The following is a 25655-nucleotide window of genomic DNA, read 5'->3' on the forward strand; positions in this document are numbered from 1 at the left end:
TAAGGAACAAAAGCGTAGCGCCTTTGCGCTGAGCTATCATACAAAAGCAGCGTCGAAAATATGTGAAATGACTATATATAAACCTTGAAAGGATGATCAAAATGGGTATTTGGTTTACAGAGAAACAAACAGAGAACTTCGGCATCACAATGAAGGTGAACAAGACTTTACATACAGAACAGACTGAGTTTCAAAAGCTTGATATGATCGAAACGGAAGAGTGGGGCAATATGCTTCTTTTAGACGACATGGTTATGACGTCTGTTAGGGATGAATTCGTATACCACGAAATGGTTGCACATATCCCTTTGTTTACTCACCCGAATCCGGAGAGCGTATTGGTTGTCGGCGGCGGTGACGGCGGAGTAATCCGTGAGGTTTTAAAGCATCCAAGCGTGAAAAAAGCGACGCTTGTTGATATTGATGGCAAAGTAATCGAGTATTCAAAGAAATTCTTGCCTGAAATTGCTGGCAAGCTGGAAGACCCTCGTGTTGATGTACAGGTTGGCGATGGCTTCATGCATATCGCTCAAAGCGAAAATGAATACGACGTGATTATGGTTGACTCAACAGAGCCGGTTCGCCCTGCGGTAAATCTTTTCACAAAAGGCTTCTACGCTGGAATTTCAAAGGCGTTAAAAGAAGATGGTATTTTTGTGGCACAGTCAGATAACCCATGGTTCAAGGCTGACTTAATCCGCAACGTACAAAAGGATGTAAAGGAAATCTTCCCGATTACACGCCTTTACACTGCTAATATCCCTACGTACCCAAGCGGTATGTGGGCATTTACACTAGGCTCTAAAAAATACGATCCATTAGAAGTAAGTGAAGACCGCTTCCATGAAATCGAAACAAAATACTATACAAAAGAGCTTCATAAAGCTGCGTTTGTTTTGCCTAAATTTGTTGCAGATCTAGTGAAGTAATCCCAGGGGCGATCCCCTGATTTTGCAAGCCTAAAGAGCAGCGGGTGCAGACCCTATGCTCTTAAAGATTTAAGGCAGGGAACTCTCCGGCCTAATACATATTAGCGAGGGATGCACGATGCGTTTTGATGAAGCATATTCTGGAAAAGTGTTTATTAAAAGCCATCCAAGCTTCGAGGAAAGCCAGGCAGTACTATACGGAATGCCAATGGACTGGACGGTAAGCTACAGACCGGGTTCCCGTTTTGCGCCAACCGTATCCGCGAAGTATCGATTGGTCTTGAGGAGTATAGCGCCTATCTTGACCGGGAGCTTGAAGATGTAAAGTTTTACGATGCAGGGGATATTCCGCTTCCATTTGGAAATCCACAAAGAAGCATTGAAATGATTGAAGACTTTGTAGACAAAGTGCTGGCAGAAGGAAAGTTCCCTCTTGGAATGGGAGGAGAACATCTTGTTTCCTGGCCTGTTATGAAAGCCGTCTATAAAAAGTATCCTGATTTGGCGATTATCCATATGGATGCCCATACAGACCTGCGTGAAAGCTATGAAGGTGAGCCTTTGTCCCACTCGACCCCTATCCGTAAAATTGCGGAATTAATCGGCCAAAGAACGTGTATTCCTTCGGTATCCGTTCCGGAATGAAGGAAGAATTTGATTGGGCTAAGGAAGTGGGCATGCATATTTCCAAATTCGATGTGCATCAGCCATTAAAGGAAATTCTGCCAACACTCGCTGGACGCCCGGTTTATGTGACGATCGATATCGATGTCCTCGATCCGGCACATGCGCCTGGAACTGGAACAGTTGATTGCGGCGGCATTACCTCAAGAGAGCTTTTAGCCTCGATTCATGAAATTGCTAAATCTGATGTAAATGTTGTCGGTGCAGACCTTGTTGAAGTTGCTCCGATTTATGATGCTTCAGAGCAAACTGCCAACACAGCCAGCAAATTGATCCGGGAAATGATCCTTGGCTGGATAAAGTAAAAAAGCTTTTACACCTGTTCTCTGCACGAAGTGAACTTGCCGCCAAGGCGGATGAACTACATTTTGGTGCCTGATCTCCACTGGGGTCAGGCACTTTTGAATTATAGCCATGATATCGTTATAATAAGGACAAGGTACAGACATCTAAGATGACCTGGTGCCTAGATGAAAAAAAGGGAGTGCGGAAATGTCTGTCCCTTCAGTAATGCCTGTCAAAGTGCAGGTTAAAACGAGCGTGTTTAATGGAAAAACAAAGGAAACTTATCAGCTGGCGGCTGACGGCCGATACTATAATAAAGGTGATGCTTATTTCCTCCAATACGAAGAGGTATTGGAAGAAGACCGAATCCGGACAATTGTTAAGGTGGACGGTGACAGTGCCCTCATTTTAAGAAGCGGATCCATCAAGATGCGCATGCCATTTCTTCTTAATAAGAAACAGAGAGGCAGCTATGAAACTCCGGCTGGAATGCTTGAAACGGAAGCAACCGCGAAAAGGATTGCCCATACGTATTCCCAGGGAGTTCATTCAGGCAGCGTTGAAATCCTGTATGACTTAAAGGTACAGGGGTCAAGGGCAGGTACATATCATTTAGAAATTATTTTTGAGGAGGATATGCAATGAACATAGTTGAGCAGGTCCAAAATAAAATTAAACAGGAAATTAAAGCTGCTGTTGTAAAAGCCAATCTGGCAGCAGAAGAGCAAATTCCAGATGTTATTTTGGAAATTCCAAAGGAAAAATTGCACGGTGATTATTCAACAAATATGGCGATGCAGCTGGCGCGTATTGCCAAAAAGGCTCCTAAGGCCATTGCCGAGGAGCTTATGGCCAATTTTGATCGTTCAAAGGCATCCATTGAAAAAATCGAGCTTGCTGGCCCTGGCTTTATCAATTTTCATATGAACAACGGCTATTTAACGGACTTGATTCCAACAATCCTTGAAGCCGCTGATAATTATGGGCAGACAACGGTTGGAAACCATCAAAAAATCCAGATTGAGTTCGTTTCGGCCAATCCGACAGGAGATCTTCATTTAGGCGCACGCACGCGGAGCCGCAGTTGGCGATTCCTTGTGCAATATACTTGATAAAGCAGGATACGATGTTTCCCGTGAATACTATATCAACGATGCCGGAAACCAGATCAACAATCTGGCATTGTCTGTTGAAGCACGTTATTTTCAGGCGCTTGGACTTGAAAAGGACATGCCTGAGGATGGATATCATGGAGAAGATATTATCGGAATTGGCAAAAGCCTTGCTGAGGAATTTGGAGATAAATATGTCAGTGCGGACGAAAAGGAGCGATTTGATTTCTTCCGTGATTACGGCCTGAAATACGAGATGGCCAAGCTTAAAAAGGACCTTGAGGATTTCCGTGTCCGCTTCGATGTGTGGTATTCAGAAACGTCTTTATACCATAATGGCAAAATTGATGAGGCACTGAAGACTCTCCGCGATAACGGCCATATTTACGAGGAGGAAGGCGCAACATGGCTCCGCTCCACTCCTTTTGGTGATGACAAGGACCGTGTTCTAATCAAAAATGACGGCTCTTATACGTATTTAACACCGGATATTGCCTATCATAAGGACAAGCTTGAACGCGGCTTCGAAAAGCTGATTAACATCTGGGGCGCCGACCACCACGGCTACATCCCAAGAATGAAAGCAGCTATTCAGGCACTTGGCTATGACCGCGACGCTCTTGAAGTTGAAATTATCCAGCTTGTGCACTTGTTTAAAGACGGCGAAAAAATGAAGATGAGCAAACGGACCGGAAAAGCCGTTACGATGCGTGACCTGGTTGAAGAAGTTGGCCTCGATGCCGTACGTTACTTCTTTGCGATGAGAAGCCCGGATACACATTTGGACTTTGACTTGGATTTAGCAGTATCCCAATCTAACGAGAATCCTGTTTTCTATGCCCAGTATGCCCATGCAAGGATTTCAAGTATCATTCGCCAGGGTGAAGAGCAGGGAATCGTGATTGGCAGCAGTGCAGATTATAGCCAAATCGAATCAGAAAAAGAGATTGATGTATTGAAAAAGCTTGGGGAATTCCCTCAGGCAGTTGGTGAAGCTGCATTAAAACGGATGCCGCACCGTATTACCAACTATATTTTTGATCTGGCTTCAGCCTTCCATAGCTTCTATAATGCGGATAAGGTCCTTGACAGCGACAACCTGGAACGCTCAAAGGCCCGTCTTGCATTGATCAAAGCTGTTCAAATTACCTTAAAAAATGCCCTTGCCTTAATCGGAGTAGCGGCACCGGAAAAAATGTAATTTTAAAGCATCACATCTATGTAAAAATAGGTGTGCTGTTTTTTTTTGAACAAAATTTTTATTTTTTCAAAAAGGGATTAAAAAAAAGCGGATTTTTCACTCAATCTGTCGAATATATATACAAAATAGCTATTGTCGAAAAACAGAAAGAGGGAGTATTATGTCTGCTGCTATTCAAGCTGATAAACTATACCGCCAGGCGTTAAGCTTTCTCCCAGAGGCTTTTATTATGATCCAGCACGGGCCGGGAATGAAAGAATTATTGAAGTAAATGAAAAAGCATGCAGCTTGCTTGAATACGAGAAAAATGATCTCATTCTCTCTCAATCAGGAGAAAACCCTATTGCGTCCCTTTTTTGCATGATAGGGAGAAATAGTGAGGAGTCGCCTGAGGTTGAAGTAACGATTAATACAAAAACAGGTAGAAGCATGAATCTCATCGTTTCTTCCAGGTCTTTTTCAATAGATCAAGTGAAATGCTCCATCCATATTTTGAAGGAAGTTAGTGTACCTGTTCCGCAAACTGCTCTTTTTGAGGCAATTCAGGACACCATGGAGACTTTTATGATCTTGGTGCAACCTGATGGCAGGGTAGTGGACTGGAATTCATTTTGCGAGAGAGAAACGGGATATCCATTGGAGTTTATGAAAGGGAAGTTTTTTTGGGATTTTTTAATAGAGGAAAAGGATAGAGAGATATATATAGATTTATTTTCAGGTGATATAACCAACATCCCTGCACATTACGAAAACTACTGGCTGCTTAAAAATGGGGAAAAGAGATATATTAAATGGGCTTTGGCATTTATTAAAAATACCAGTGGAAAAATCCTATATGTATTGGGAACCGGTATTGACATAACCGATAAGGTAGAAATGGAAAAATCCTTGCGCAGAAGTGAAAACAGGTTCCGTTCATTAGTCAGTTCGATGGATGACTTAGTTTTTACTGTGGATTCAGAAACCCGTTTTTCTGGCATCTTTGGCAAGTGGTGTGAAACAAATCAGGTACCCATAGAAAAATTGCTTCATAAAAAAGTGAATCAATTAAAATTAACCGCAGAGGAAATGAAGATTCAAGAGGAATCATTCAGAAAAGCCCTTGCAGGGGAAAAGGTAGTCTATGAGTGGGAACTGGCGACTCGGAATCGCCATGCCTATTTTCAAACCTTTTTATCGCCGATGCTAAATTCTAATCAAATTGTTAAAGAAATTGTCGGGGTAACCAGAGACATAACCGACATAAAGACCCAAGAAAAAATGTTAAGAGAACTAAACGAGCAGCACGAAACGATTTTAAGCTCGACCGCAGATGGGATTCTAGTTATAGATAACGAAGATAGAATCACTTTTGCCAATGATAAAGCATTAAAAATGCTTTCAGGGTTAACTGGATACTTTATTGGAAAGACAGTTGAGCAGCTTTTGTCAGCAATTTTCATTGACGGGGAACAATTCAATCCCCTCGATTTTGCGGACAACACCATCCTTGAAAAGGAATGCTGGCTGAGGTCGGGAAAAAAGGTGAACGTGGAGCTGCTGAAAAACACCATGAAAGAAGGGAATAGGAAGACTGGCTATGTCATTTCCATACGGGATGTTACCTATAAAATGAAGGCAGCCGAACGGCAAAAGCGTTTTTACGAAGCTGTGCCGGCAGGGATTGCTGTTCAAAACCATGCAGGCGATATTTTGTTTACCAATCGGAAGGCATCTGAAATACTTGGGTACAGCCATGAGGAATTGTTGAGCCTCAGTTCTTTTAGTCCTGTCTGGAATGCAACAACGGAGGATGGCCAACCCCTATTGGCAAGTGAGCACCCATCCATGGTGACTGTTGCGACGGGGAAGGATATTCATAATTTTGTTATGGGTATATATAATCCCCAGGAAAAAGAGCAGCGATGGCTTTTAATTGATTCAACCGCCATTTTTCAGGATGATGATTCCTCCTTGCCAATCGAATTTGTCATTACTGTTTTTTCTGATATTACCGATCAGCATGAGATGAATCGCAGAATGCAAAAAGCGGAAAAGCTGGCTGTCATCGGGCAGCTGGCTGCCGCTGTCGCCCATGAAATCCGGAATCCGCTTACTAGTATTAATGGATTTTTAACTTTACTAAAGCCTTCCTTGAATAGGAAAGAACAAGCTTATCTTGAGATCATTTTTGATGAATTAGAAAGAATAAATTTAGTGACCAATGAGTTTTTGACACTGGCAAAGCCTCAGGAAGGAAAAAAACAAGTCCTGGATTTGCAAAGCAGTATTTTAAAACCGGTCATACTGACGATGACTCCTTTGGCCAATTTTAACGGGATTAAAATTAATTGTAAAAATGAAAACCGACAGCATTTGGTGGCAGGGATTAAAGGGGAGCTAAAACAGCTTTTTATTAATATTATTAAAAATTCAATCGAAGCGATGCCTAATGGTGGAGCCATTCATTTGGATATTGAAGAGAAAAAGGGCATGGTTAAAATACGCATAATGGATGAAGGGATGGGCATCCCTCCTGAAAGAATGAAGCATATCGGTGAACCCTTTTATTCTTTAAAAGAAAAAGGGACAGGCCTTGGTGTCACAATTTGCAATAAAATCATCAAGGATCATCAAGGAGAAATGATCATTTCCAGCGAGGTCAATAAAGGTACGACAGTTGAAGTGCTGATTCCAAAGTTTAACAATATGCAGTTGGTTTTATAATTGCAGCTAAACCTTCGAATAATAATCCTGTGAAGGCAAATATTAATATTGATAAAGATTCAGGAGGTTTAAGCTACATGAATATTGGCAGAGCAAAGGAAATTTCGGAATCAGCCGACATGATCCGCGTGACATACGAAGGCACACCCGTAATCATTCAGCACGTTGATGAACAGACGAAATTGGCAAGGGTATTTTCTAAGGAAAACCCGGAGGAAGAAAGAGATGTCCCCGTCCTGAATCTGATAGAAGATTAGAAAAACTTGGCATTCGCCAAGCCTTTAGGCGATGCCCTAGTTTTTCTTATGCGTTCAGAATTTATGGATATAAATTCTGATGAGCGTAGAAAAGCGTATGCGCCCTGAGTAAAACCCAGTGCGCGTACGCTTTTTTAATTCAGCTTCCACATCGAATAGTTAAGGCCAAGAGCAAAAGCTACCCAGGCGAGGTAAGGCATCATCGCAACCCCTGCCTGCTTATCGGTTTGATAAAATCTGTAGGTTGTTAAGGTTAAAACGGCCAGCAGGAGAGATATTTCAATGAATGCCGTTCCTCTCAGACTCCATTTGAAAAATAAAAATGACCATAGAAAATTCAATCCTAACTGGATACAGTAGGGAATCAACGCCTGCTTTGCCTCGGCCAGGCGCTCGCCTTTAACCGAGACCCGATAATTTGCATAACCCATCAGAGTATAAAGGCCTGTCCAAACAGCTGGGAATACCCAGGAAGGAGGGGCGAAGGAGGGCTTTTCAAGGCTTCTGTAAATTTCCGGGGCGCTTTTGGTAGCAAAATATCCAGCCATTGATCCGCCAACAACGGGAATAAGAACATTTACCGCAAGTTTCCCCCATTCAATTTTACCGTTCACTTTTAAAATATCCATTTAGATGCCACCATCTTTCTGAGCAGATTAAGGTTGTCCAATTATTTTATTTCGATTGCGCCTCCGCTTATCCGTTTCATGCCGCGAATGCTGCTGATTTCCTCGATTAATTTCAAAAGTGCCTGATCCTTTGCTTTAGCTTCAATCATGATATCCACGTCCTGCTTCAGCTCCTTAAGTAAATCCAGCAAAGGCCGGGCGAATTCGAGATCGACGAAATCAGCATGGGAACGGAAGACATTGGCAGCCTTCGGGGACGAAAGATGAATTTTTGGCGGATCCGTCCGTCTTTTCCATGTTTTAAAAATAAGTGGAAGAATTTTTTCCAAATCCGCTGAACAGGGATTTGCTAAATGATGATGATAGTCGAAAACAAGCGGTATGTCCTCCTGCATGCATACGGCTAATGTCTCTTCAGCATTGTAGGTTTTATCGTCATTTTCTAATGTCATTACCTGTTTAATCGGTAAAGGGAGCAGTTTTAGATTTTCATGAAACCGCTCAATCGTCGCTGCTTTATCCCCGTAAGCTCCGCCGATATGAATATTAATCAAGGCTGCCTGCTCCATGCCATCGCTTCAAACATCCTGTAATGGTATTCCATATCTATAACAGCATTTTGTGATACCTCCATTCGGGTGGAGGTAAATAACGTAAACTGATTGGGGTGGAAAGAAACCCGAAGACGGTGTTTTTTTATTAAATCGCCAAGCTCCCGCCATTTTTCCTGAAAGGGTGTTACGAAATCCCACCTTATTTCCGGATGGGTGGCCAGCGGGACAATCGAGCTTGATAAACGGTAGATCTCGATTTCATGGGCAATATTGTAATGGAGCATTCTTGCTGTGTGCTCAAGATTTTCCGCTGTGACAGCCAGCAGTTTTTTCTGCCGCTCCGCTTTATCAAGCTCAGTATAGCGCTTAAACGTAAGTGTTTTGGCAGGAGAGGCATCCCATAAACTAATGGCATGGGAAACATAGCCAAAGCGGATTTTCATATTGGTACCTCCTGTTTCGCCTAAGCATTTTATAAAAATAGAGAAATTGCTCCAGCAAGGCTTTCCTTTAATGAACGAAAAAAATTTGGCTGGTTGAGTTCCTTCAAGGTTAAAGGCTTCGAATCGAGAATGTCCTTTTGTATAACCCTCTTTACCCTGCCGATAAATATGGAATCATAAATTAAGCAGTTTATTTCTTTATTTAAAAAGATGCTTCTTTTATCAAAGTTGGCTGAGCCGATATCGCAAATGTCTTCATCGATGACGACCGTTTTGGCGTGATAAAAGCCTTTTTGGTATTGATAGACGAGTGCACCTGCTTTTAAAAGCTTGCGTAAATATCGGTATGAGGCTTCCTGGACGAGAACATGGTCAGTTTTAAACGGAACAATAATCGTAATGCTTACTCCTCGCTGCGCAGCTAAAATCAGCTCATGGAACAATTTTTGGCTTGGAATAAAATAGGGTGTCCCGATTGTAATGGCTTCCTTTGCACTACGGATGAGCTGCAAATATATTCCTTCCAGGGTATGGGCCATCGGTAGGTATTAACTGATGGCTAATCTCACCTTCAGGAATATCAGCGAAATAATCTGTATGATCAAGCAAATCCTTTTTTGCGTATTCCCTCCATTCCGTTAAAAATTCCCGCTGAATAAAGGAAACAGATTCACCCTTTATTTTTAAATGGTAATCGCGCCATGGACTAAGCTCCGGGTCTTCATCAATATATTCTTTTGCAACATTAAATCCGCCCAAATACCCAATGGCACAATCAATGATGGTGATCTTCCGGTGATTCCTTACCTGTGAAGAATAGAAAAGAAAGGGAAAGCAGGGAGTGTTGCAAAAGGAAAATTCGACTCCGGCAATTTTAAGTTCCTGGATCATTTTTCTATTTATCTTATAGCTTCCTAACCGGTCAAGAAGGAGCCTTACTTCGATTCCTGCTTTTGCTTTCTTTTTTAGTATCGAAAAAAATTCCCTGCTGAAGGAATCATCTTTCACAATATAGAATAAAACATGAATATGTTTTTTCGCATTTTCTAACTCTCTGAAGTAATCCTTGAATAATTCCTTTCCATGCGGAAAAATATCCAATTTCCCCTTGAGAATGGGAGTTTTCTGCGGTTGAGCGAGGGATAAGTGTTTTTTTCTTCCTAGCTTAAAATCGACAGACAGCCATAGGAGGATGCACACGATGATGGCTAAAAAGATGAGTGCAGCTTTCATGGTTACCTCCCCTAGAATCATTTTTGTTAGGTTTTCCTATTTAGCAGCAGGATATGAGCCTAAGAAAAATGGCTTAAATAAGAAAAATATGCATACAAAATGGTTGACTGAATGCTCATTCATTATATAATGAAGATATAATTATGTTCAGAAAATTAGATTGTTTTTAAATTTTCCATCAAAATTTTTGCTAAAAGAAATTATTCTCTTAAAAGCCAGTTTCTGGACTATGCCTGGCGGGTAGTAGAAATAATCAGGCATGCAAGCCAGCAAGCAAAAAGGGAATGGAGAAAACAAAAGAAACTTGGGGAAGGGGCGTTTTAGATGAAGGGACTTTTATGGGTTAACCTGATTGCGTTTTTAATTGTAACCGCTTACGCACTCAGTTTGTTCGTTTATGTGGTAAAAACGAGAATCGAATATATCAAACTTGGCCGCAAAGCCGAGTATGACAACAATGTAAAAGCGAGGCTTCAGAAAATCTGGGTTAACGTATTTGGCCAAAAAAGCTTTTAAAGGATAAAAAGAGCGGGGCCATCCATGTCATGTTCTTTTATGGATTTATCCTCGTTCAGTTTGGCGCGATCGATTTTATCTGGAAGGGGCTTAAACCAGGTTCACATCTGCCGCTTCGCCACTGTATCCTGCGTTTACATTTTTTCAGGAAATCGTCACGCTTGTTATTTTAGTAGCGGTTGTTTGGGCTTTTTACCGCCGCTATATTGAAAAGCTTGTCCGTTTAAAGCGTAATTTCAAGTCAGGGCTTGTCCTGCTGTTTATCGGCGGCCTTATGCTTTCCGTCCTTATCGGAAACGGCATGGGCATTATCTGGCATGGTGAAGATCCATCTTGGTCTGAGCCTGTTGCGTCTGTCATCAGCATGGCCCTTTCCTGGGCAGGCAAAACAGCTGTTATCACCATTTTCTATATTGCATGGTGGATGCACTTATTATTCCTTTTAACATTCCTTGTCTATGTACCGCAGTCCAAGCACGCGCACTTGATTGCAGGGCCAATGTTTATTTCAGCCGACTTGGAAAGCCGGGCAGACTGAAAAAGGTCGACTTTGAGGATGAATCACAGGAATCCTTCGGAGTCGGTAAAATTGAAGATTTCAATCAGCTGCAAATGATCGATTTCTACGCCTGTGTGGAATGCGGGCGCTGTACGAATATGTGTCCGGCGACAGGAACGGGTAAAATGCTTTCACCGATGGATATCATCGTCAAGCTTCGTGATCACCTAACCAACTACGGGGCGGCAGTTACATCAAAGCAGCCTTGGGTTCCGACCTTTGCTTTTTCAAATACAAAAGGCAATCAGCTTGCATTAGCCGGAACGGCGAAGGAGCAGAAGAGGCAGCAGCATCACTTGCCTACAATCCAAGCCTGATCGGCGATGTTATCACAGAAGAAGAGCTTTGGGCGTGTACGACTTGCCGAAACTGTGAGGATCAGTGCCCTGTAATGAATGAACATGTTGATAAAATTATCGACCTGCGCCGCTATCTTGTTTTAACAGAAGGAAAGGTGAACCCGGATGCGCAGCGCGCGATGACCAATATCGAGCGCCAGGGCAATCCTTGGGGATTAAATCGGAAAGAGCGTGAAGACTGGCGTGAAGCACGTGAGGATGTCCATATTCCAACCGTAAAAGAGGTAAGTAAAGCAGGCGAAGAATTCGAATACCTATTCTGGGTGGGATCAATGGGCTCTTACGATAACCGTAGCCAAAAGATCGCCCTGTCATTTGCGAAGCTTCTAAACGAAGCAGGCGTAAAATTCGCGATACTCGGCAATAAGGAAAAGAATTCAGGAGATACACCGCGCCGCCTTGGAAATGAATTTTTATTCCAGGAACTTGCTACAAAGAATATCGAAGAATTCGAGAAAAATGAAATTAAGAAAATCGTTACAATTGATCCACATGCTTATAATATTTTCAAAAATGAATACCCTGACTTCGGTTTTGAAGCAGAGGTGTACCACCATACCGAGCTGCTCGCAAAGCTTGTAAGCGAGGGGAAACTCGTTCCTAAATATGAAGTGAATGAAACGATTACGTTCCATGACTCATGTTACTTAGGCCGCTACAATGATGTATACGATCCGCCAAGGGAAATCCTAAAGTCGATTCCAGGCGTGAAGCTCGTAGAAATGGAAAGAAACAGGGAGACCGGCATGTGCTGCGGCGCCGGCGGCGGCTTAATGTGGATGGAGGAAGATACAGGCCACCGCATCAACGTTGCCAGAACCGAGCAGGCGCTTGCCGTCAATCCATCCGTCATCAGCTCTGGCTGCCCATACTGCTTAACAATGCTGTCTGATGGAACAAAGGCCAAAGAAGTGGAAGAAACCATAAGCACATACGATGTTGCCGAGCTGCTTGAAAAAGCCGTTTGCGGAGATTCTAAGCAATAAGAAAAGCGGAAGCGCCTTGGTCAGCCCCGACAGGCATAAGACGAATCACGCAGGAAATCCTGATTTCTGGAGTGATTTAGCTTATGACCCCGCGGGGCTAGGCGCTGGAGCTAGACACCGGTACTAATTAGAAAAAAGACCAAATAGCAGGGACTGAACATTGCGCAAATTCATAAAATGTTAGGAATTTTGTGTAAAATATTTCGGTTCCTGCTATTTTTATTGTAAAATAAATAAAACGCTTACAATTTTATTTGTCTGGATATTCGTTCCATTTAATTTTACTTTTTACTAGATTTCGAGCGAGCGTTCAGTCAACAAGAAAATATACTGATTATTAAGAATAGAGACAAAGGAGAGGGTTGGAATGGGTAGAACGGTCATTTTAAGCGGGGTACGGACACCATTTGGGAAATTCGGAGGGGCTTTAAGCAGCTTTACAGCCTCTGAGCTAGGCGGATTCGCTGTCAAGGAAGCACTGAACCGGGCTAACGTCCAGCCTGAAGAAGTTGAGGAAGTAATCCTCGGATCGGTATTGCAGGGAGGACAGGGACAAATTCCATCCCGTCAGGCTTCAAGGCATGCAGGGCTTCCATGGAATGTAAAAACTGAAACGATTAATAAAGTTTGTGCATCAGGCATGCGCAGCGTGACGCTTGCTGACCAAATCATCCGCGCAGGAGATGAGGAAGTCATTGTTGCGGGCGGAATGGAATCAATGAGCAATGCACCCTACATTTTGCCAAAAGCAAGATGGGGGCTTAGGATGGGCGACTCATCTGTTAAGGATTTGATGACACACGACGGACTAAGCTGCTGCTTTACTGGTGTGCATATGGGCACGTATGGAAACTCAACCGCAAAAGAGATGGAATTAAGCCGTGAGGAGCAGGATCAATGGGCGTTCCGCAGCCATGAGCGGGCGATTGCTGCGATTGAAGGCGGAAAATTGGCCGAGGAAATTGTTCCGGTATCAGTCCCGCAGCGCAAGGGTGACCCGATTGTTGTCCAGCATGATGAATCGCCAAGAAAGGATACTTCTCTGGAAAAGCTGTCTAAGCTTGGATCGGTTTTCGATGCTGGCGGTACGATAACAGCCGGAAATGCACCTGGTGTCAACGATGGAGCTGCCGCACTTGTATTGATGAGCGAGGAACGTGCAGAAAAGGAAGGCAAAAAGGCGGAAGCCGTTATTTTAGCACATGCAGCAGTAGCTGTTGATGCAAAGGATTTTCCAAAAACACCAGGTCTCGTCATTAATGAGCTGCTGAAAAAGTCAGGAAAGTCACTTGAAGAAATCGATCTGTTTGAAATCAACGAAGCATTCTCAGCCGTAGCGCTGGCAAGCGGGAAAATTGCCAATCTTGATCCGGAAAAGGTAAATGTGAACGGTGGTGCAGTGGCCCTTGGACATCCGATTGGCGCAAGCGGTGCCCGGATTATTATTACGTTAATGCACGAACTAAAGCGCCGTGGCGGCGGAATCGGCATTGCAGCCATCTGCAGCGGCGGAGGCCAGGGCGATGCCATTATGATTGAAGTAAAAAAAGATACTAATTAGACAAAACAAGGGCTGGGAGCAGTCAAAATGTCTAATAAGAGGGTTCTATTGGACAAAACAAGGCCAGTGATCAGTCAAAATGTCTAATAAGAGGGTTCTATTAGACAAAACAAGGGCTGGGAGCAGCACAAATGTCTAATAAAGGGGCTCTATTGGACAAAACAAGGCCAGTGATCAGTCAAAATGTCTAATAAGAGAGTTCTATTGGACAAAACAAGGACTGGGAGCATCACAAATGTCTAATAAGAGGGTTCTATTGGACAAAACAAGGCCAGTAAGCAGTCAAAATGTCTAATAAGAGGGTTCTATTAGACAAAACAAGGCCAATGAGCAGTCAAAATGTCTAATAAGAGGGCTCTATTGGACAAAACAAGGCCAGTGAGCAGTCAAAATGTCTAATAAGAGGGCTCTATTGGACAAAACAGGGCCAGTGAGCTGTCAAAATGTCTAATAAGAGGGTTCTATTGGACAAAACAAGGCCAGTGAGCAGCCGAAATGTCTAATAAGAGGGTTCTATTGGACAAAACAAGGGCTGGGAGCAGCACAAATGTCTAATAAAAGGGCTCTATTGGACAAAACAAGGCCAGTGATCAGTCAAAATGTCTAATAAGAGGGTTCTATTGGACAAAACAAGGCCAGTGAGCAGCCGAAATGTCTAATAAGAGGGTTCTATTGGACTTAACAGTGGGCAGTCACCAAGTGTCGAATGAAAATAGTGGAGGGGAAGAAATGAACATCGAAAAAGTAATGGTAATTGGCGCGGCGCCAATGGGCTCCGGGATTGCGCAGGTTTGTGCAATGGCCGGCTATCAGGTTCTGCTTAATGATTTAAAAGCAGATTTTATCGAACGTGGCCTTGGCGTTATCAATAAGAATCTGTCCAGGCAGGTTGAAAAAGGCAGGATGACAGAAGAGCAGAAGCAGGAAATAACAGCACGCCTTACACCTTCCACTGATTTAAATGATGCTGGCGGAGTGGATCTCATCATTGAAGCGGCAGTCGAGAATATGGACATCAAAACAAAGATCTTTTCACAATTGGATAATATTGCACCGGCAAATGCCATATTGGCAAGCAATACATCCTCATTGCCAATTACAGAAATTGCTGCAGCAACGAAAAGGCCTGAAAAGGTTATCGGAATGCACTTTATGAATCCGGTTCCTGTCATGAAACTGGTAGAAATCATCCGTGGCCTGGCGACTTCAGATGAAGTGTATCGTGCTATTGAAGATATGACGAAATCACTGAGCAAGGTGCCGGTTGAAGTGAACGATTTCCCTGGCTTTGTGTCAAACCGAATCCTTATGCCAATGATCAACGAAGCGATTTATACCCTGTATGAAGGCGTCGCAACGAAGGAAGCAATCGATGAGGTCATGAAGCTGGGCATGAACCATCCAATGGGACCTTTAACACTAGCTGATTTTATCGGGCTTGATACTTGTCTGTACATTATGGAGACGCTGCACGAAGGATTTGGCGACGATAAATACCGTCCATGCCCTCTTCTTCGCAAATATGTCAAAGCTGGCTGGCTCGGTAAAAAGTCAGGACGCGGTTTTTACCAGTACGAATAAGTCAATCAAGAAAAGCTAAATCCCAGGGGGGATGAACATGGATTTAAGATTTACAGATGAACAGGAAATGATGCGGAAAATGGTCCGCGACTTTGCAAACAGCGAGATTGCACCGTTTGTTGAAAAAATGGAGCAGGGCGAATTTCCTCATGAAATTATAAGGAAAATGGGCGAGCTAGGGCTGATGGGAATTCCAATCCCTGAAAAGTACGGCGGTGCCGAGATGGATTTTGTATCCTATATTATTGCAATCAATGAAATCTCAAAAGTAAGTGCGACAGTTGGTGTCATACTGTCCGTCCATACATCGGTCGGGACGAATCCCATTCTTTATTTTGGGACAGAAGAGCAAAAACAGAAGTATATACCTAAGCTTGCAGCAGGAGAATATCTTGGGGCATTTTGCTTAACGGAGCCAAGCGCGGGTTCAGACGCAGGCAATCTGAAAACGAGAGCGGTAAAAAAAGATGGAGAATACATTATAAACGGCTCAAAGGTTTTCATCACCAACGGCGGTGAAGCCGATGTGTATATTGTGTTTGCATCAACAAATCCGGAAGCGGGAAGCAGGGGCGTTTCTGCGTTTATTGTTGAAAAAAATACTCCTGGTTTTGTTATTGGCAAGGATGAGAAAAAGATGGGCCTTCATGGTTCAAGGACGGTTCAGCTTACATTTGAGGATATGAAAATCCCTGCTGAAAAGCTTCTTGGCGCTGAAGGAGAGGGATTTAAAATTGCGTTGGCAAACCTGGAAGTGGCGGATCGGCATCGGGGCACAGGCACTCGGCATAGCAGAAGCCGCTCTCGAAGCCGCCACTGCCTACGCAAAGGAGCGCCACCAGTTTGGAAAGCCAATCGCTGCCCAACAGGGCGTCGGCTTTAAGCTGGCAGATATGGCAACAAGTGTTGAAGCCGCGAAACTATTAATCTACCATGCTGCCGATCTAAGGCAAAATGGAGTGAAATGCGGAAAAGAAGCTTCGATGGCAAAACTGTTTGCATCAAAAACGGCTGTCGAAGTAACAACTGATGCGATCCAGATTTTCGGCGGCTATGGATACACAGAAGATTATCCGGTTGAACGATATTTCCGCGATGCAAAAATAACGGAGATTTACGAAGGCACAAGCGAAATCCAAAGGATTGTCATCGGCAAACAGCTGTAAATTTTATTCATAATAGGCTAGTGACGCACTAAAGCAACCGGGCCTGTAGCTTCGAAATAAGATAGCTATGTAACTTAAGGGGGAAATCACAGTGAAATTTACACTTTCTGAAGAACATGAAATGATTCGAAAAATGGTCCGCGACTTTGCGAAAAATGAAGTGGCGCCATCTGCTGCAGAACGGGATGAAGAGGAACGGTTCGACCGTGAAATTTTCGACAAAATGGCTGAGCTTGGATTGACAGGCATTCCATGGCCTGAGGAATACGGCGGAATCGGCAGCGACTATTTGGCTTATTGCATCGCTGTTGAAGAGCTGTCCAGAGTTTGTGCATCAACAGGCGTAACCCTTTCAGCCCATACATCACTTGCAGGCTGGCCAATATTTAAGTTTGGGTCGGAAGAACAAAAGCAAAAATATTTGCGCCCAATGGCGGAAGGAAAGAAAATTGGCGCATACGGCTTAACAGAGCCAGGAAGCGGATCAGATGCAGGAGGAATGAGAACGACTGCGCGCCTTGACGGAGACCATTATGTTTTAAATGGTTCAAAGATTTTTATTACAAACGGTGGAATTGCTGATATTTACGTCGTTTTTGCTTTAACAGATCCTACAAGCAAGCAAAAAGGGACAACAGCATTCATTATCGAATCTGATTTCCCAGGCTTCTCAGTAGGCAAAAAGGAAAAGAAACTCGGCATTCGTTCGTCACCGACAACGGAAATCATTTTTGAGAACTGTCGTGTACCGAAGGAAAACATGCTTGGCGCTGAAGGGGAAGGCTTCAAGATCGCAATGATGACACTCGATGGCGGCCGCAACGGAATCGCTGCCCAGGCAGTCGGAATTGCGCAGGGAGCTTTGGATGCTGCTGTTGGTTATGCGAAGGAGCGCGTACAGTTTGGCAAGCCAATCGCAGCACAGCAGGGAATCAGCTTTAAGCTTGCCGATATGGCAACAGGTGTTGAAGCGGCAAGGCTATTAACCTACCAGGCAGCATGGCTCGAATCCGAAGGCCTTCCATACGGAAAAGAATCGGCGATGTCAAAATTATTTGCTGGCGACACAGCAATGAAGGTAACGACAGAAGCTGTCCAGGTTTTCGGCGGCTATGGCTATACAAAGGATTATCCGGTTGAAAGATTTATGCGCGATGCGAAAATCACGCAAATTTATGAAGGAACACAGGAAATCCAGCGACTTGTTATTTCAAGGATGATAACAAAATAAACGGTTTCCCCCTCTTTTAAGGGGAAAACCCCACTTGCCTCAATGTCTAGCTTGGCGTCCAATAAACAGGCGCTATCGCTTTTCTTAATGACGGAGGTTGCAAAGGCGGTAAGTGATGGTGATGAAAAAACGGGAAGTTCAGGCTTCTGTTAAAGATGAGCGCCTTGTCATTAAGAGGCGCGATCAAATGATAAAGGGAGCCATTACACTTTTTAAACAAAAGGGTTTTCACCGGACGACGACAAGAGAGATTGCAAAGGCATCCGGCTTCAGTATCGGAACGCTTTATGAGTATATCAGGACAAAGGAAGACATTTTATATCTTGTTTGCGACAGCCTCTATGATCATGTACGGGAACGGCTGCAGCAGGATCTCGACCATAACAGGGGTACCTTGAACAGTTTGAAGCTCGGTATCGCCTATTATTTCAGGATTGTAGATGAGATGCAGGATGAAATCCTTGTCCTGTACCAGGAAGCAAAATCGCTTACGAAGGATGCTCTCCCGTACGTATTGGGAAAAGAAATCGAAATGGTTTCCATGTTTGAGAAGCTGCTTGCACGCTGCGTGGAAAACGGAGAACTCGATTTATCGGAAAAACAAGTCAAAATGATTGCCCATACGATTGTTGTCCAGGGGCAAATGTGGCCTTCCGGCGATGGGCACTTCAAAAACTCTATACACTTGATGAATATATTGAGCTGCAGACGGAGCTGCTTTTTAAAGGAATCCATTGAGGTTCAAACAGGGGTAAAGATCACAAAATTAAACAAATTGTTCTTTCAAATTAATTTATTTGTCTAGCTTCAGTGTCTCCACCTCGAGGTCATAAGCCGTTTCCTTCCGGAAATCGGGATTTCCTGCAGGAATCGTCTTATGCTTGTCGGCCTGATCCAGACACTTACGCTTTTCTGTAAGGAGGAGAAACATGATAACGGAAAATTATAAGCCAAAAAACCATATTCGGTTTGTGACAGCTTCAAGCTTATTCGACGGACATGATGCCTCTATCAATATTATGAGGAGAATTCTTCAGTCGAGCGGGGCGGAGGTCATTCACCTTGGCCACAACCGCTCAGTTGAAGAGGTGGTTAATGCAGCTGTGCAGGAGGATGTGCAGGGGATAGCGATTTCCTCATATCAGGGCGGCGATGTTGAGTATTTTAAATACATGTATGACCTTTTGAAGGAAAAGGGCGCTGACCATATCCGCATTTACGGTGGCGGTGGCGGCGTTATCATTCCACGAGAAATTAAAGAGCTTCATGAGTACGGGATTGCGTGGATTTTTTCGCCGGAAGACGGAAGGACAATGGGCCTTCAGGGCATGATAAACCGGATGATAGAGGAGTGCGATTTTTCCACAGTGTCTTCAGAGGATGCAGGACAGCTGGAAAAATTACAATCAGGCGATATCAATACGGTTGCCAAGCTGATTACCGTCGCCGAGCTGCAGGCTGACCATAAGGGGGAAAGTGCGGCTGCAGTTGAACAGGTTATGGAAAAAGTAAAGTCTTTAACTAAGTCTGTGCCTGTCGTCGGGATTACGGGAACAGGCGGAGCGGGAAAAAGCTCGCTTACAGATGAATTGATCCGCCGTTTTATTAACGAGCTTCCGGAAAAGCGGGTAGCTATTTTATCGGTCGATCCTACTAAGCAAAAAACGGGCGGTGCCCTGCTCGGGGACCGCATCCGTATGAACGCCATTTTTAACCCGCGTGTGTATATGCGCAGCCTCGCGACAAGAGGATCAAAAAGTGAATTGTCACTGGCTATCAAGGATGCGGTTTCTGTTGTCAAAGCTGCCGGTTTCGACCTTGTCATTGTTGAAACAAGCGGTATCGGACAGGGAGATGCGGAAATTACGGAAATCTGCGATATATCCTTATATGTCATGACGAGCGAATTCGGCGCTCCATCTCAATTGGAAAAAATCGATATGATCGATTTCGCCGATTTGATTGTCATTAACAAATTCGAACGCAAAGGCTCCGAGGATGCGAAACGCCAGGTGCAAAAGCAGTACCAGCGCAGCCATATGCTGTTTGAAAAAGAGGCTGATGACATGCCTGTTTATGGCACCATCGCTAGCCAATTCAATGATCCTGGCACAAACGCCCTGTTTGCTGCCTTAATTGAAAAAATTAATCAAAAAACGGGAACTGAATGGGCAACATCTTTTTCAAAAAATGCATTAGTTGAAAAGCAAAATGTCATCATTCCAAATGACCGCCGCTATTATTTGCGGGAAATTTCCGAAACGGTCCGCCGTTATCATCTAAAAGCGGAGGAACAGGCGAATGTTGCAAGAAAGCTCTTCCAGCTGGAGGGTGCGATCGAAGCAGTTAAGGAGCGGGAAACAAACGGTGAAATTTTAGCATCGCTACAAGCGATTAAAGAGGAAACAGAATCGCAATTAACTCCTGAATCGCAAAAAATCCTCGCTGGATGGGGAAATACAAAGGCAGCTTATTCACAGGACCAATTCGTAACACGTATCCGTGATAAGGAAATCATCACCGTGCTTAAGTCGAAAAGTCTGTCAGGTCTCGATATTCCGAAGGTGGCACTGCCGAAGTATAAAGATTACGGAGAAATTTTGCGATGGGTCTACCGCGAAAATGTACCTGGAGCATTCCCTTATACAGCAGGCGTATTTCCGTTTAAGCGTGAAGGGGAGGATCCAAAGCGCCAGTTTGCGGGTGAGGGAACACCTGACCGGACAAACCGCCGCTTTCACTATCTATCAAAGGATGATACGGCGAAGCGCCTGAGCACTGCGTTCGACTCGGTCACATTGTATGGTGAGGATCCAGATTACCGCCCTGACATTTATGGGAAGGTTGGCGAAAGCGGCGTAAGCGTCTGCTCACTTGATGATATGAAAAAGCTGTATGACGGCTTTGATTTATGCCATCCATCCACATCAGTATCAATGACGATCAACGGTCCGGCGCCTATCATTTTGGCGATGTTCATGAATACTGCGATTGAGCAGCAGGTTCAAAGGAAAGAAGTGGAGCTTGGCAGAACACTGACTGAACAGGAATTTTCTGAAGTGATGGCATATACGTTAAAAACGGTCCGTGGTACCGTTCAGGCTGATATCCTGAAGGAAGACCAGGGGCAAAACACATGCATCTTCTCTACTGAATTTGCATTGCGGATGATGGGTGATATTCAGCAGTATTTCATTGATCAGCAGGTGCGCAATTATTATTCTGTCTCCATTTCCGGCTACCATATCGCGGAAGCAGGGGCAAACCCGATTTCACAGCTTGCGTTCACACTCGCAAATGGCTTCACATATGTGGAGTATTATTTAAGCCGCGGCATGAAGATCGATGATTTTGCACCGAACCTAAGCTTCTTTTTCTCAAATGGACTGGATCCGGAATATACAGTCATTGGCCGGGTAGCACGCCGCATCTGGGCAACGGTCATGCGTGATAAATACAGTGCGAACGAGAGAAGCCAGAAGTTAAAGTATCATATCCAGACATCAGGCCGTTCACTGCATGCCCAGGAAATCGACTTTAACGATATCAGGACTACTCTTCAGGCATTGATGGCGCTGCAGGATAACTGTAATTCACTCCATACGAATGCATATGATGAAGCAATTACGACTCCGACGGAAGAATCAGTTCGCAGGGCAATGGCAATTCAAATGATTATCACAAAAGAACATGGCCTGACGAAAAATGAAAATCCACTTCAAGGTGCCTTTATCATTGATGAATTGACTGACCTTGTGGAAGAAGCGGTACTGCAGGAATTCGAACGGTTGAATGACCGTGGCGGAGTTCTTGGAGCAATGGAAACGCAGTATCAGCGTGGCAAGATTCAAGATGAATCGATGTATTATGAAATGAAGAAGCACTCGGGTGAACTGCCGATTATCGGTGTGAATACGTATTTGAATCCGAATCCTCCTTCTGAGGAAGCGATGGATAATATGGAGCTTGCAAGAGCGACTACTGAGGAAAAAGAATTGCAAATCTCTCATTTGCGTGAATTCCAAAGTAGAAACCAGGATGGATCTGCTGCTGCGCTGGCAAGATTGAAAGAAACAGCCGTCAATGGCGGAAATATTTTTGCCGAGTTAATGGAAACAGTAAAAGTGGCAAGCCTTGGTCAGATTACACATGCTCTTTACGAGGTTGGCGGACAGTACCGCCGGAATATGTAAAAAAGGATATAGCAAAATGGCTTAAAGCGGCAGCTCTAAGCCATTTGCTGTTTTTTGTAAAAATAAATATTCATGAGGTATGAAGTTAAAGCTTTTCCTATATACTCAAAAGGGGTAAGATACTATTACATAATAAACTAGTGTTTCTGTCAGGGTGAGAATACTATGAAAACAATCTATATTTTCCTTATATTAATCATATTTGCCTGGCCTCTTTACTATCTATACCAGCTTCAGTTGGGCGCGGTTTCTTTTTTATTGCTGGCAATTTTCTTTACAGTAATATCTGTTAAAGAGTTGAAAAAGTATAAAAGAGAACGCGGTATTCAAGATTTGGACACGACCAAGCGCAGGAAATAGGAAAAAATCGGGCAAAACTGCAGATAGAGCTAGCATAAACGGGAAGAATTTGTTTATAATGAAGAATATGTATTTTGGAGGACTCCCTCCATTTGACCGTTAATCATTCTATTTAAGAGTGGCAAATAGAAAGGAAGTGCCGAATTGAGTTTAAAACAATACTCAAAAGAGGAATTGAAAGAGTTATCTTTCATTGAAATGGCTTATCAATCATTACTAGATAGAAAGCAGCCAATTGCTTTCACTGAAATGATGAATGAAATTGCTAAAGCAATAGGGCTTTCAGAAAAAGAAGTAAAGGCAAAAATTGCACAATTTTATACAGACTTAAACATAGATGGCCGTTTTCTTGCACTAGGTGAAAATAATAGCTGGGGACTTCGTGTGTGGTATCCGGTTGAGCAATATGAAGAAGAAATGGTTCCAGCCACAAAGCCGAAGAAGAAAAAGGCGAAAAAGGCTGTCGATGATGATTACGATTTAGATGAGGATCTTGAATACGAAGACTATTCCGACGATGACGATGATCTCCTCGACGAAGACGACGAAGATGATGCTTTCGATGATATCGATGAAGTCGATGATGTTGATGATGTCGAGGACGTAGATGATCTTGATGAAGATGAAGAAATTATCGAGGATGATGAGTTCGCCCTTGTAGATGACGAAGAAGAGGACGAAGAAGAAGAGGAATTTGATGAAGAGGAAGAGCTGTAAATCGGCTTGACTTTTTATCATCCCGCTTGTAGAATACTTTTTGGGCTCCTTAAAAAAGGAACGATTCAACATTAGCTAATAAGCGCTCCCTTACCACGTGTAGGCGGAGTGCTTTTTTATTTTTTGCTATTAGAATTTATTTCCATAAATTCTAGTAGTGCATAAGTTCAACTACGGCTCGTCAATCGCCGAGTTTTCTTTAGATTTGGGGCATGAAATGTGTGGAATTCAAACACATGCGGTCGCATGTCCATGCCGCTTCCCCTGTACTTATAATTTTTTTGCAGAACTCGCCATGGGAAAATTTTTAAAACAATCTAGAGATGTACAAACTGTAATATGAGGGGGAATTATTAATGACAAAGTATATTTTTGTAACCGGCGGTGTTGTATCGTCATTAGGAAAAGGAATCACAGCTGCCTCTTTAGGACGTTTATTGAAAAATAGAGGCTTGAATGTGACGATTCAAAAATTCGATCCATATATCAACGTGGATCCAGGAACCATGAGCCCTTACCAGCACGGTGAAGTGTTCGTAACGGGTGACGGAGCAGAGACAGACTTGGATTTGGGGCACTATGAGCGATTTGTTGATATCAACCTGACAAAGTACAGCAGTGTAACAACAGGAAAAATCTACTCAACAGTACTTAGAAAAGAACGCCGCGGAGATTATAACGGAGGAACTGTACAAGTTATTCCTCATATTACAAATGAAATCAAAGACAAGGTATTCCGTGCAGGTAAAGAAACAAACGCTGATGTCGTTATAACAGAAATCGGCGGTACGGTTGGCGATATCGAATCGCTTCCATTCCTTGAAGCGATCCGCCAAATCAAGAGCGATATTGGCCGCGACAATGTCATGTACATCCACTGTACGCTAATTCCTTACATTAAGGTTGCGGGTGAGATGAAAACAAAGCCTACCCAGCACAGTGTAAAAGAATTGCGTAGTCTTGGCATTCAGCCAAACATCATTGTAGTCCGTACAGAGATGCCGGTATCCCAGGATATGAAGGACAAAATTGCCCTTTTCTGTGATATTGACGCGAAAGCAGTTATTGAAGCACGAGATGCCGACACACTTTATGCGGTTCCAATGGCTCTTCAAGAGCAAAACATGGACCAAATCGTCTGCGACCACCTGAAATTGGTGACAAAAGAAGCTGACATGACAGATTGGAATATCCTTCTTGATAAAGTCCGCAATCTATCTGGCAAAACAAAAATTGCGCTTGTCGGTAAATACGTAGAGCTTCAGGATGCTTATATCTCTGTTGTTGAAGCATTGCGCCATGCGGGCTATGCCTTCGATACGGATATTGAAATCAACTGGATTAATTCCGATGATGTGAATAATGAAAATGCAGCAGAGCTTCTTAGCGACGCAGACGGAATTTTAGTTCCAGGCGGTTTTGGAGACCGTGGTATTGAGGGTAAAATTGCTGCCACAAAATTTGCCCGTGAAAATAAGAAGCCTTTCCTTGGCATCTGCCTAGGCATGCAGCTTGCAACGGTTGAATTTGCCCGCCATGTACTTGGATTGGAAGATGCACATTCAGCGGAATTTGTTCCTGAAACTGAGAATCCGATAATTGACCTGCTTCCAGAGCAGAAGGATGTTGAAGATCTTGGCGGAACGCTGCGCCTTGGGCTGTATCCATGCAAGCTGACTGAAGGAACGAAGGCTTTCGAAGCATATGAAGAAAAGGTTATTTACGAGCGCCACCGCCATCGTTATGAATTTAACAATTTCTACCGCCAGGCAATGGAAGAGGCAGGCTTCATCTTCTCTGGAACAAGCCCTGATGGACGTTTGATTGAAATCATCGAGCTACAGGACCATCCTTGGTTTGTCGCTTCACAATTCCATCCGGAATTCATTTCGCGTCCGAACCGTCCACAGCCGCTGTTCCGTGATTTTGTAAAAGCAACATTGCAAAAATAAAATAATCGTAACGAACCAGTCCCTGAAAACGGGGCTGGTTTTTTTAATATGTTCGTGGAGAAGATGATGATCATAAGATGGCGCGCGAGAAAATGAAAGGAATAGGCGAGATTATTGTAAAAACAGGCGAGAAAAATAGAAAAGCGAGCGAAATAATTTCGGAATCGCGCGAGAAAAATCAGAAAACCCGCGAGAAAAACGGCGAAGTCTGCGAGATTGCTCTTAAAGAAAGGCTGTTTTCTAAAAGATTGTTGTTTTGTAAATAGGTTTTTAAAAGCAAATCGTTGAAAAAGAAGTTGATTGGAGCGGAAAGCGAGCATAATGGAGTGGAAATTAACTACGCCTTAAATAGCAATAGCAACAAAGTAAACGAAAACAGCCTAAAGAAAAGAGACCTAGCCGAAAAAAGGCCAGATCTCTATGTTTCATGGATCTGGCCCC

General features: G+C 43.5%; 15 protein-coding genes and 6 pseudogenes. 17 read left to right on the forward strand and 4 right to left on the reverse strand.

Features of this window, described 5'->3' with window-relative positions; genetic code table 11:
- The first annotated feature begins 101 nt into the window (after window positions 1-101).
- From speE to RCG23_RS12665, 6 genes and pseudogenes are all read left to right on the forward strand, one after another.
- Entirely contained in the window at window positions 102-929 is an 828-nt protein-coding gene (gene speE / locus RCG23_RS12640; protein ID WP_308179918.1) for a spermidine synthase, read from the forward strand.
- A gap of 118 nt (window positions 930-1047) precedes the next feature.
- Window positions 1048-1918, forward strand: a pseudogene (speB, locus tag RCG23_RS12645) (agmatinase).
- A 187-nt stretch (window positions 1919-2105) separates the two neighbouring features.
- Window positions 2106-2543: a YwiB family protein gene (locus RCG23_RS12650; protein WP_308179919.1), complete on the forward strand. Its 438-nt coding sequence runs from the start codon at window positions 2106-2108 to the stop codon at window positions 2541-2543.
- A pseudogene (gene argS / locus RCG23_RS12655) lies at window positions 2540-4211 on the forward strand (arginine--tRNA ligase). The gene RCG23_RS12650 and the pseudogene argS overlap by 4 nt, the downstream one beginning before the upstream one ends.
- A gap of 288 nt (window positions 4212-4499) precedes the next feature.
- Complete coding sequence (locus RCG23_RS12660; protein WP_308179920.1) at window positions 4500-6917, forward strand: PAS domain-containing protein; 2418 nt, start codon at window positions 4500-4502, stop codon at window positions 6915-6917.
- Between the two features lie 77 nt (window positions 6918-6994).
- Complete coding sequence (locus tag RCG23_RS12665) at window positions 6995-7174, forward strand: H-type small acid-soluble spore protein (protein ID WP_308179921.1); 180 nt, start codon at window positions 6995-6997, stop codon at window positions 7172-7174.
- Between the two features lie 134 nt (window positions 7175-7308).
- On the opposite strand, the gene RCG23_RS12670 is transcribed toward RCG23_RS12665, so the two are convergent.
- From RCG23_RS12670 to RCG23_RS12685, 4 genes and pseudogenes are all read right to left on the reverse strand, one after another.
- Complete coding sequence (locus RCG23_RS12670) at window positions 7309-7803, reverse strand: TspO/MBR family protein (protein WP_308179922.1); 495 nt, start codon at window positions 7801-7803, stop codon at window positions 7309-7311.
- A 41-nt stretch (window positions 7804-7844) separates the two neighbouring features.
- Window positions 7845-8800 (reverse strand): annotated as a pseudogene (uvsE, locus tag RCG23_RS12675) (UV DNA damage repair endonuclease UvsE).
- 29 nt (window positions 8801-8829) lie between these two features.
- Window positions 8830-9312 (reverse strand): phospholipase D-like domain-containing protein, encoded by a 483-nt coding sequence (locus RCG23_RS12680; RefSeq protein ID WP_308179923.1) that lies wholly within the window; start codon window positions 9310-9312, stop codon window positions 8830-8832.
- Window positions 9296-10033, reverse strand: coding sequence for a phospholipase D-like domain-containing protein (locus RCG23_RS12685; RefSeq protein ID WP_308179924.1), 738 nt, complete (start codon window positions 10031-10033; stop codon window positions 9296-9298). The genes RCG23_RS12680 and RCG23_RS12685 overlap by 17 nt, the downstream gene beginning before the upstream one ends.
- Window positions 10034-10357: 324 nt before the next feature.
- Here RCG23_RS12685 and RCG23_RS12690 point away from each other — a divergent pair.
- From RCG23_RS12690 to RCG23_RS12740, 11 genes and pseudogenes are all read left to right on the forward strand, one after another.
- Window positions 10358-12453: pseudogene (locus RCG23_RS12690) on the forward strand ((Fe-S)-binding protein).
- A gap of 367 nt (window positions 12454-12820) precedes the next feature.
- A complete protein-coding gene (locus RCG23_RS12695) occupies window positions 12821-14014 on the forward strand; it encodes an acetyl-CoA C-acetyltransferase (RefSeq protein ID WP_308179925.1) in 1194 nt (397 codons plus the stop codon).
- 729 nt (window positions 14015-14743) lie between these two features.
- Complete coding sequence (locus RCG23_RS12700; RefSeq protein ID WP_308179926.1) at window positions 14744-15595, forward strand: 3-hydroxybutyryl-CoA dehydrogenase; 852 nt, start codon at window positions 14744-14746, stop codon at window positions 15593-15595.
- Between the two features lie 37 nt (window positions 15596-15632).
- Window positions 15633-16761, forward strand: a pseudogene (locus tag RCG23_RS12705) (acyl-CoA dehydrogenase).
- A 91-nt stretch (window positions 16762-16852) separates the two neighbouring features.
- Complete coding sequence (locus tag RCG23_RS12710) at window positions 16853-17992, forward strand: acyl-CoA dehydrogenase (protein WP_308179927.1); 1140 nt, start codon at window positions 16853-16855, stop codon at window positions 17990-17992.
- Window positions 17993-18113: 121 nt separating this feature from the next.
- A pseudogene (locus RCG23_RS12715) lies at window positions 18114-18730 on the forward strand (TetR/AcrR family transcriptional regulator).
- Between the two features lie 191 nt (window positions 18731-18921).
- Window positions 18922-22185, forward strand: coding sequence for a fused isobutyryl-CoA mutase/GTPase IcmF (gene icmF / locus RCG23_RS12720; RefSeq protein ID WP_308179928.1), 3264 nt, complete (start codon window positions 18922-18924; stop codon window positions 22183-22185).
- A gap of 165 nt (window positions 22186-22350) precedes the next feature.
- A complete protein-coding gene (locus tag RCG23_RS12725; protein ID WP_308179929.1) occupies window positions 22351-22545 on the forward strand; it encodes a hypothetical protein in 195 nt (64 codons plus the stop codon).
- 144 nt (window positions 22546-22689) lie between these two features.
- Window positions 22690-23262, forward strand: a complete 573-nt coding sequence (gene rpoE / locus RCG23_RS12730; RefSeq protein ID WP_308179930.1) for a DNA-directed RNA polymerase subunit delta — start codon at window positions 22690-22692, stop codon at window positions 23260-23262.
- Between the two features lie 356 nt (window positions 23263-23618).
- The gene (locus RCG23_RS12735) at window positions 23619-25214 is read left to right on the forward strand and encodes a CTP synthase (RefSeq protein WP_308179931.1); all 1596 of its coding nucleotides are present in this window, start codon (window positions 23619-23621) and stop codon (window positions 25212-25214) included.
- 77 nt (window positions 25215-25291) lie between these two features.
- The gene (locus RCG23_RS12740) at window positions 25292-25480 is read left to right on the forward strand and encodes a hypothetical protein (RefSeq protein ID WP_308175991.1); all 189 of its coding nucleotides are present in this window, start codon (window positions 25292-25294) and stop codon (window positions 25478-25480) included.
- The last annotated feature ends 175 nt before the right edge of the window (window positions 25481-25655 follow it).

Source organism: Neobacillus sp. PS3-34, assembly GCF_030915465.1.
Taxonomy (GTDB): Bacteria; Bacillota; Bacilli; order Bacillales; family Cytobacillaceae; genus Neobacillus_A.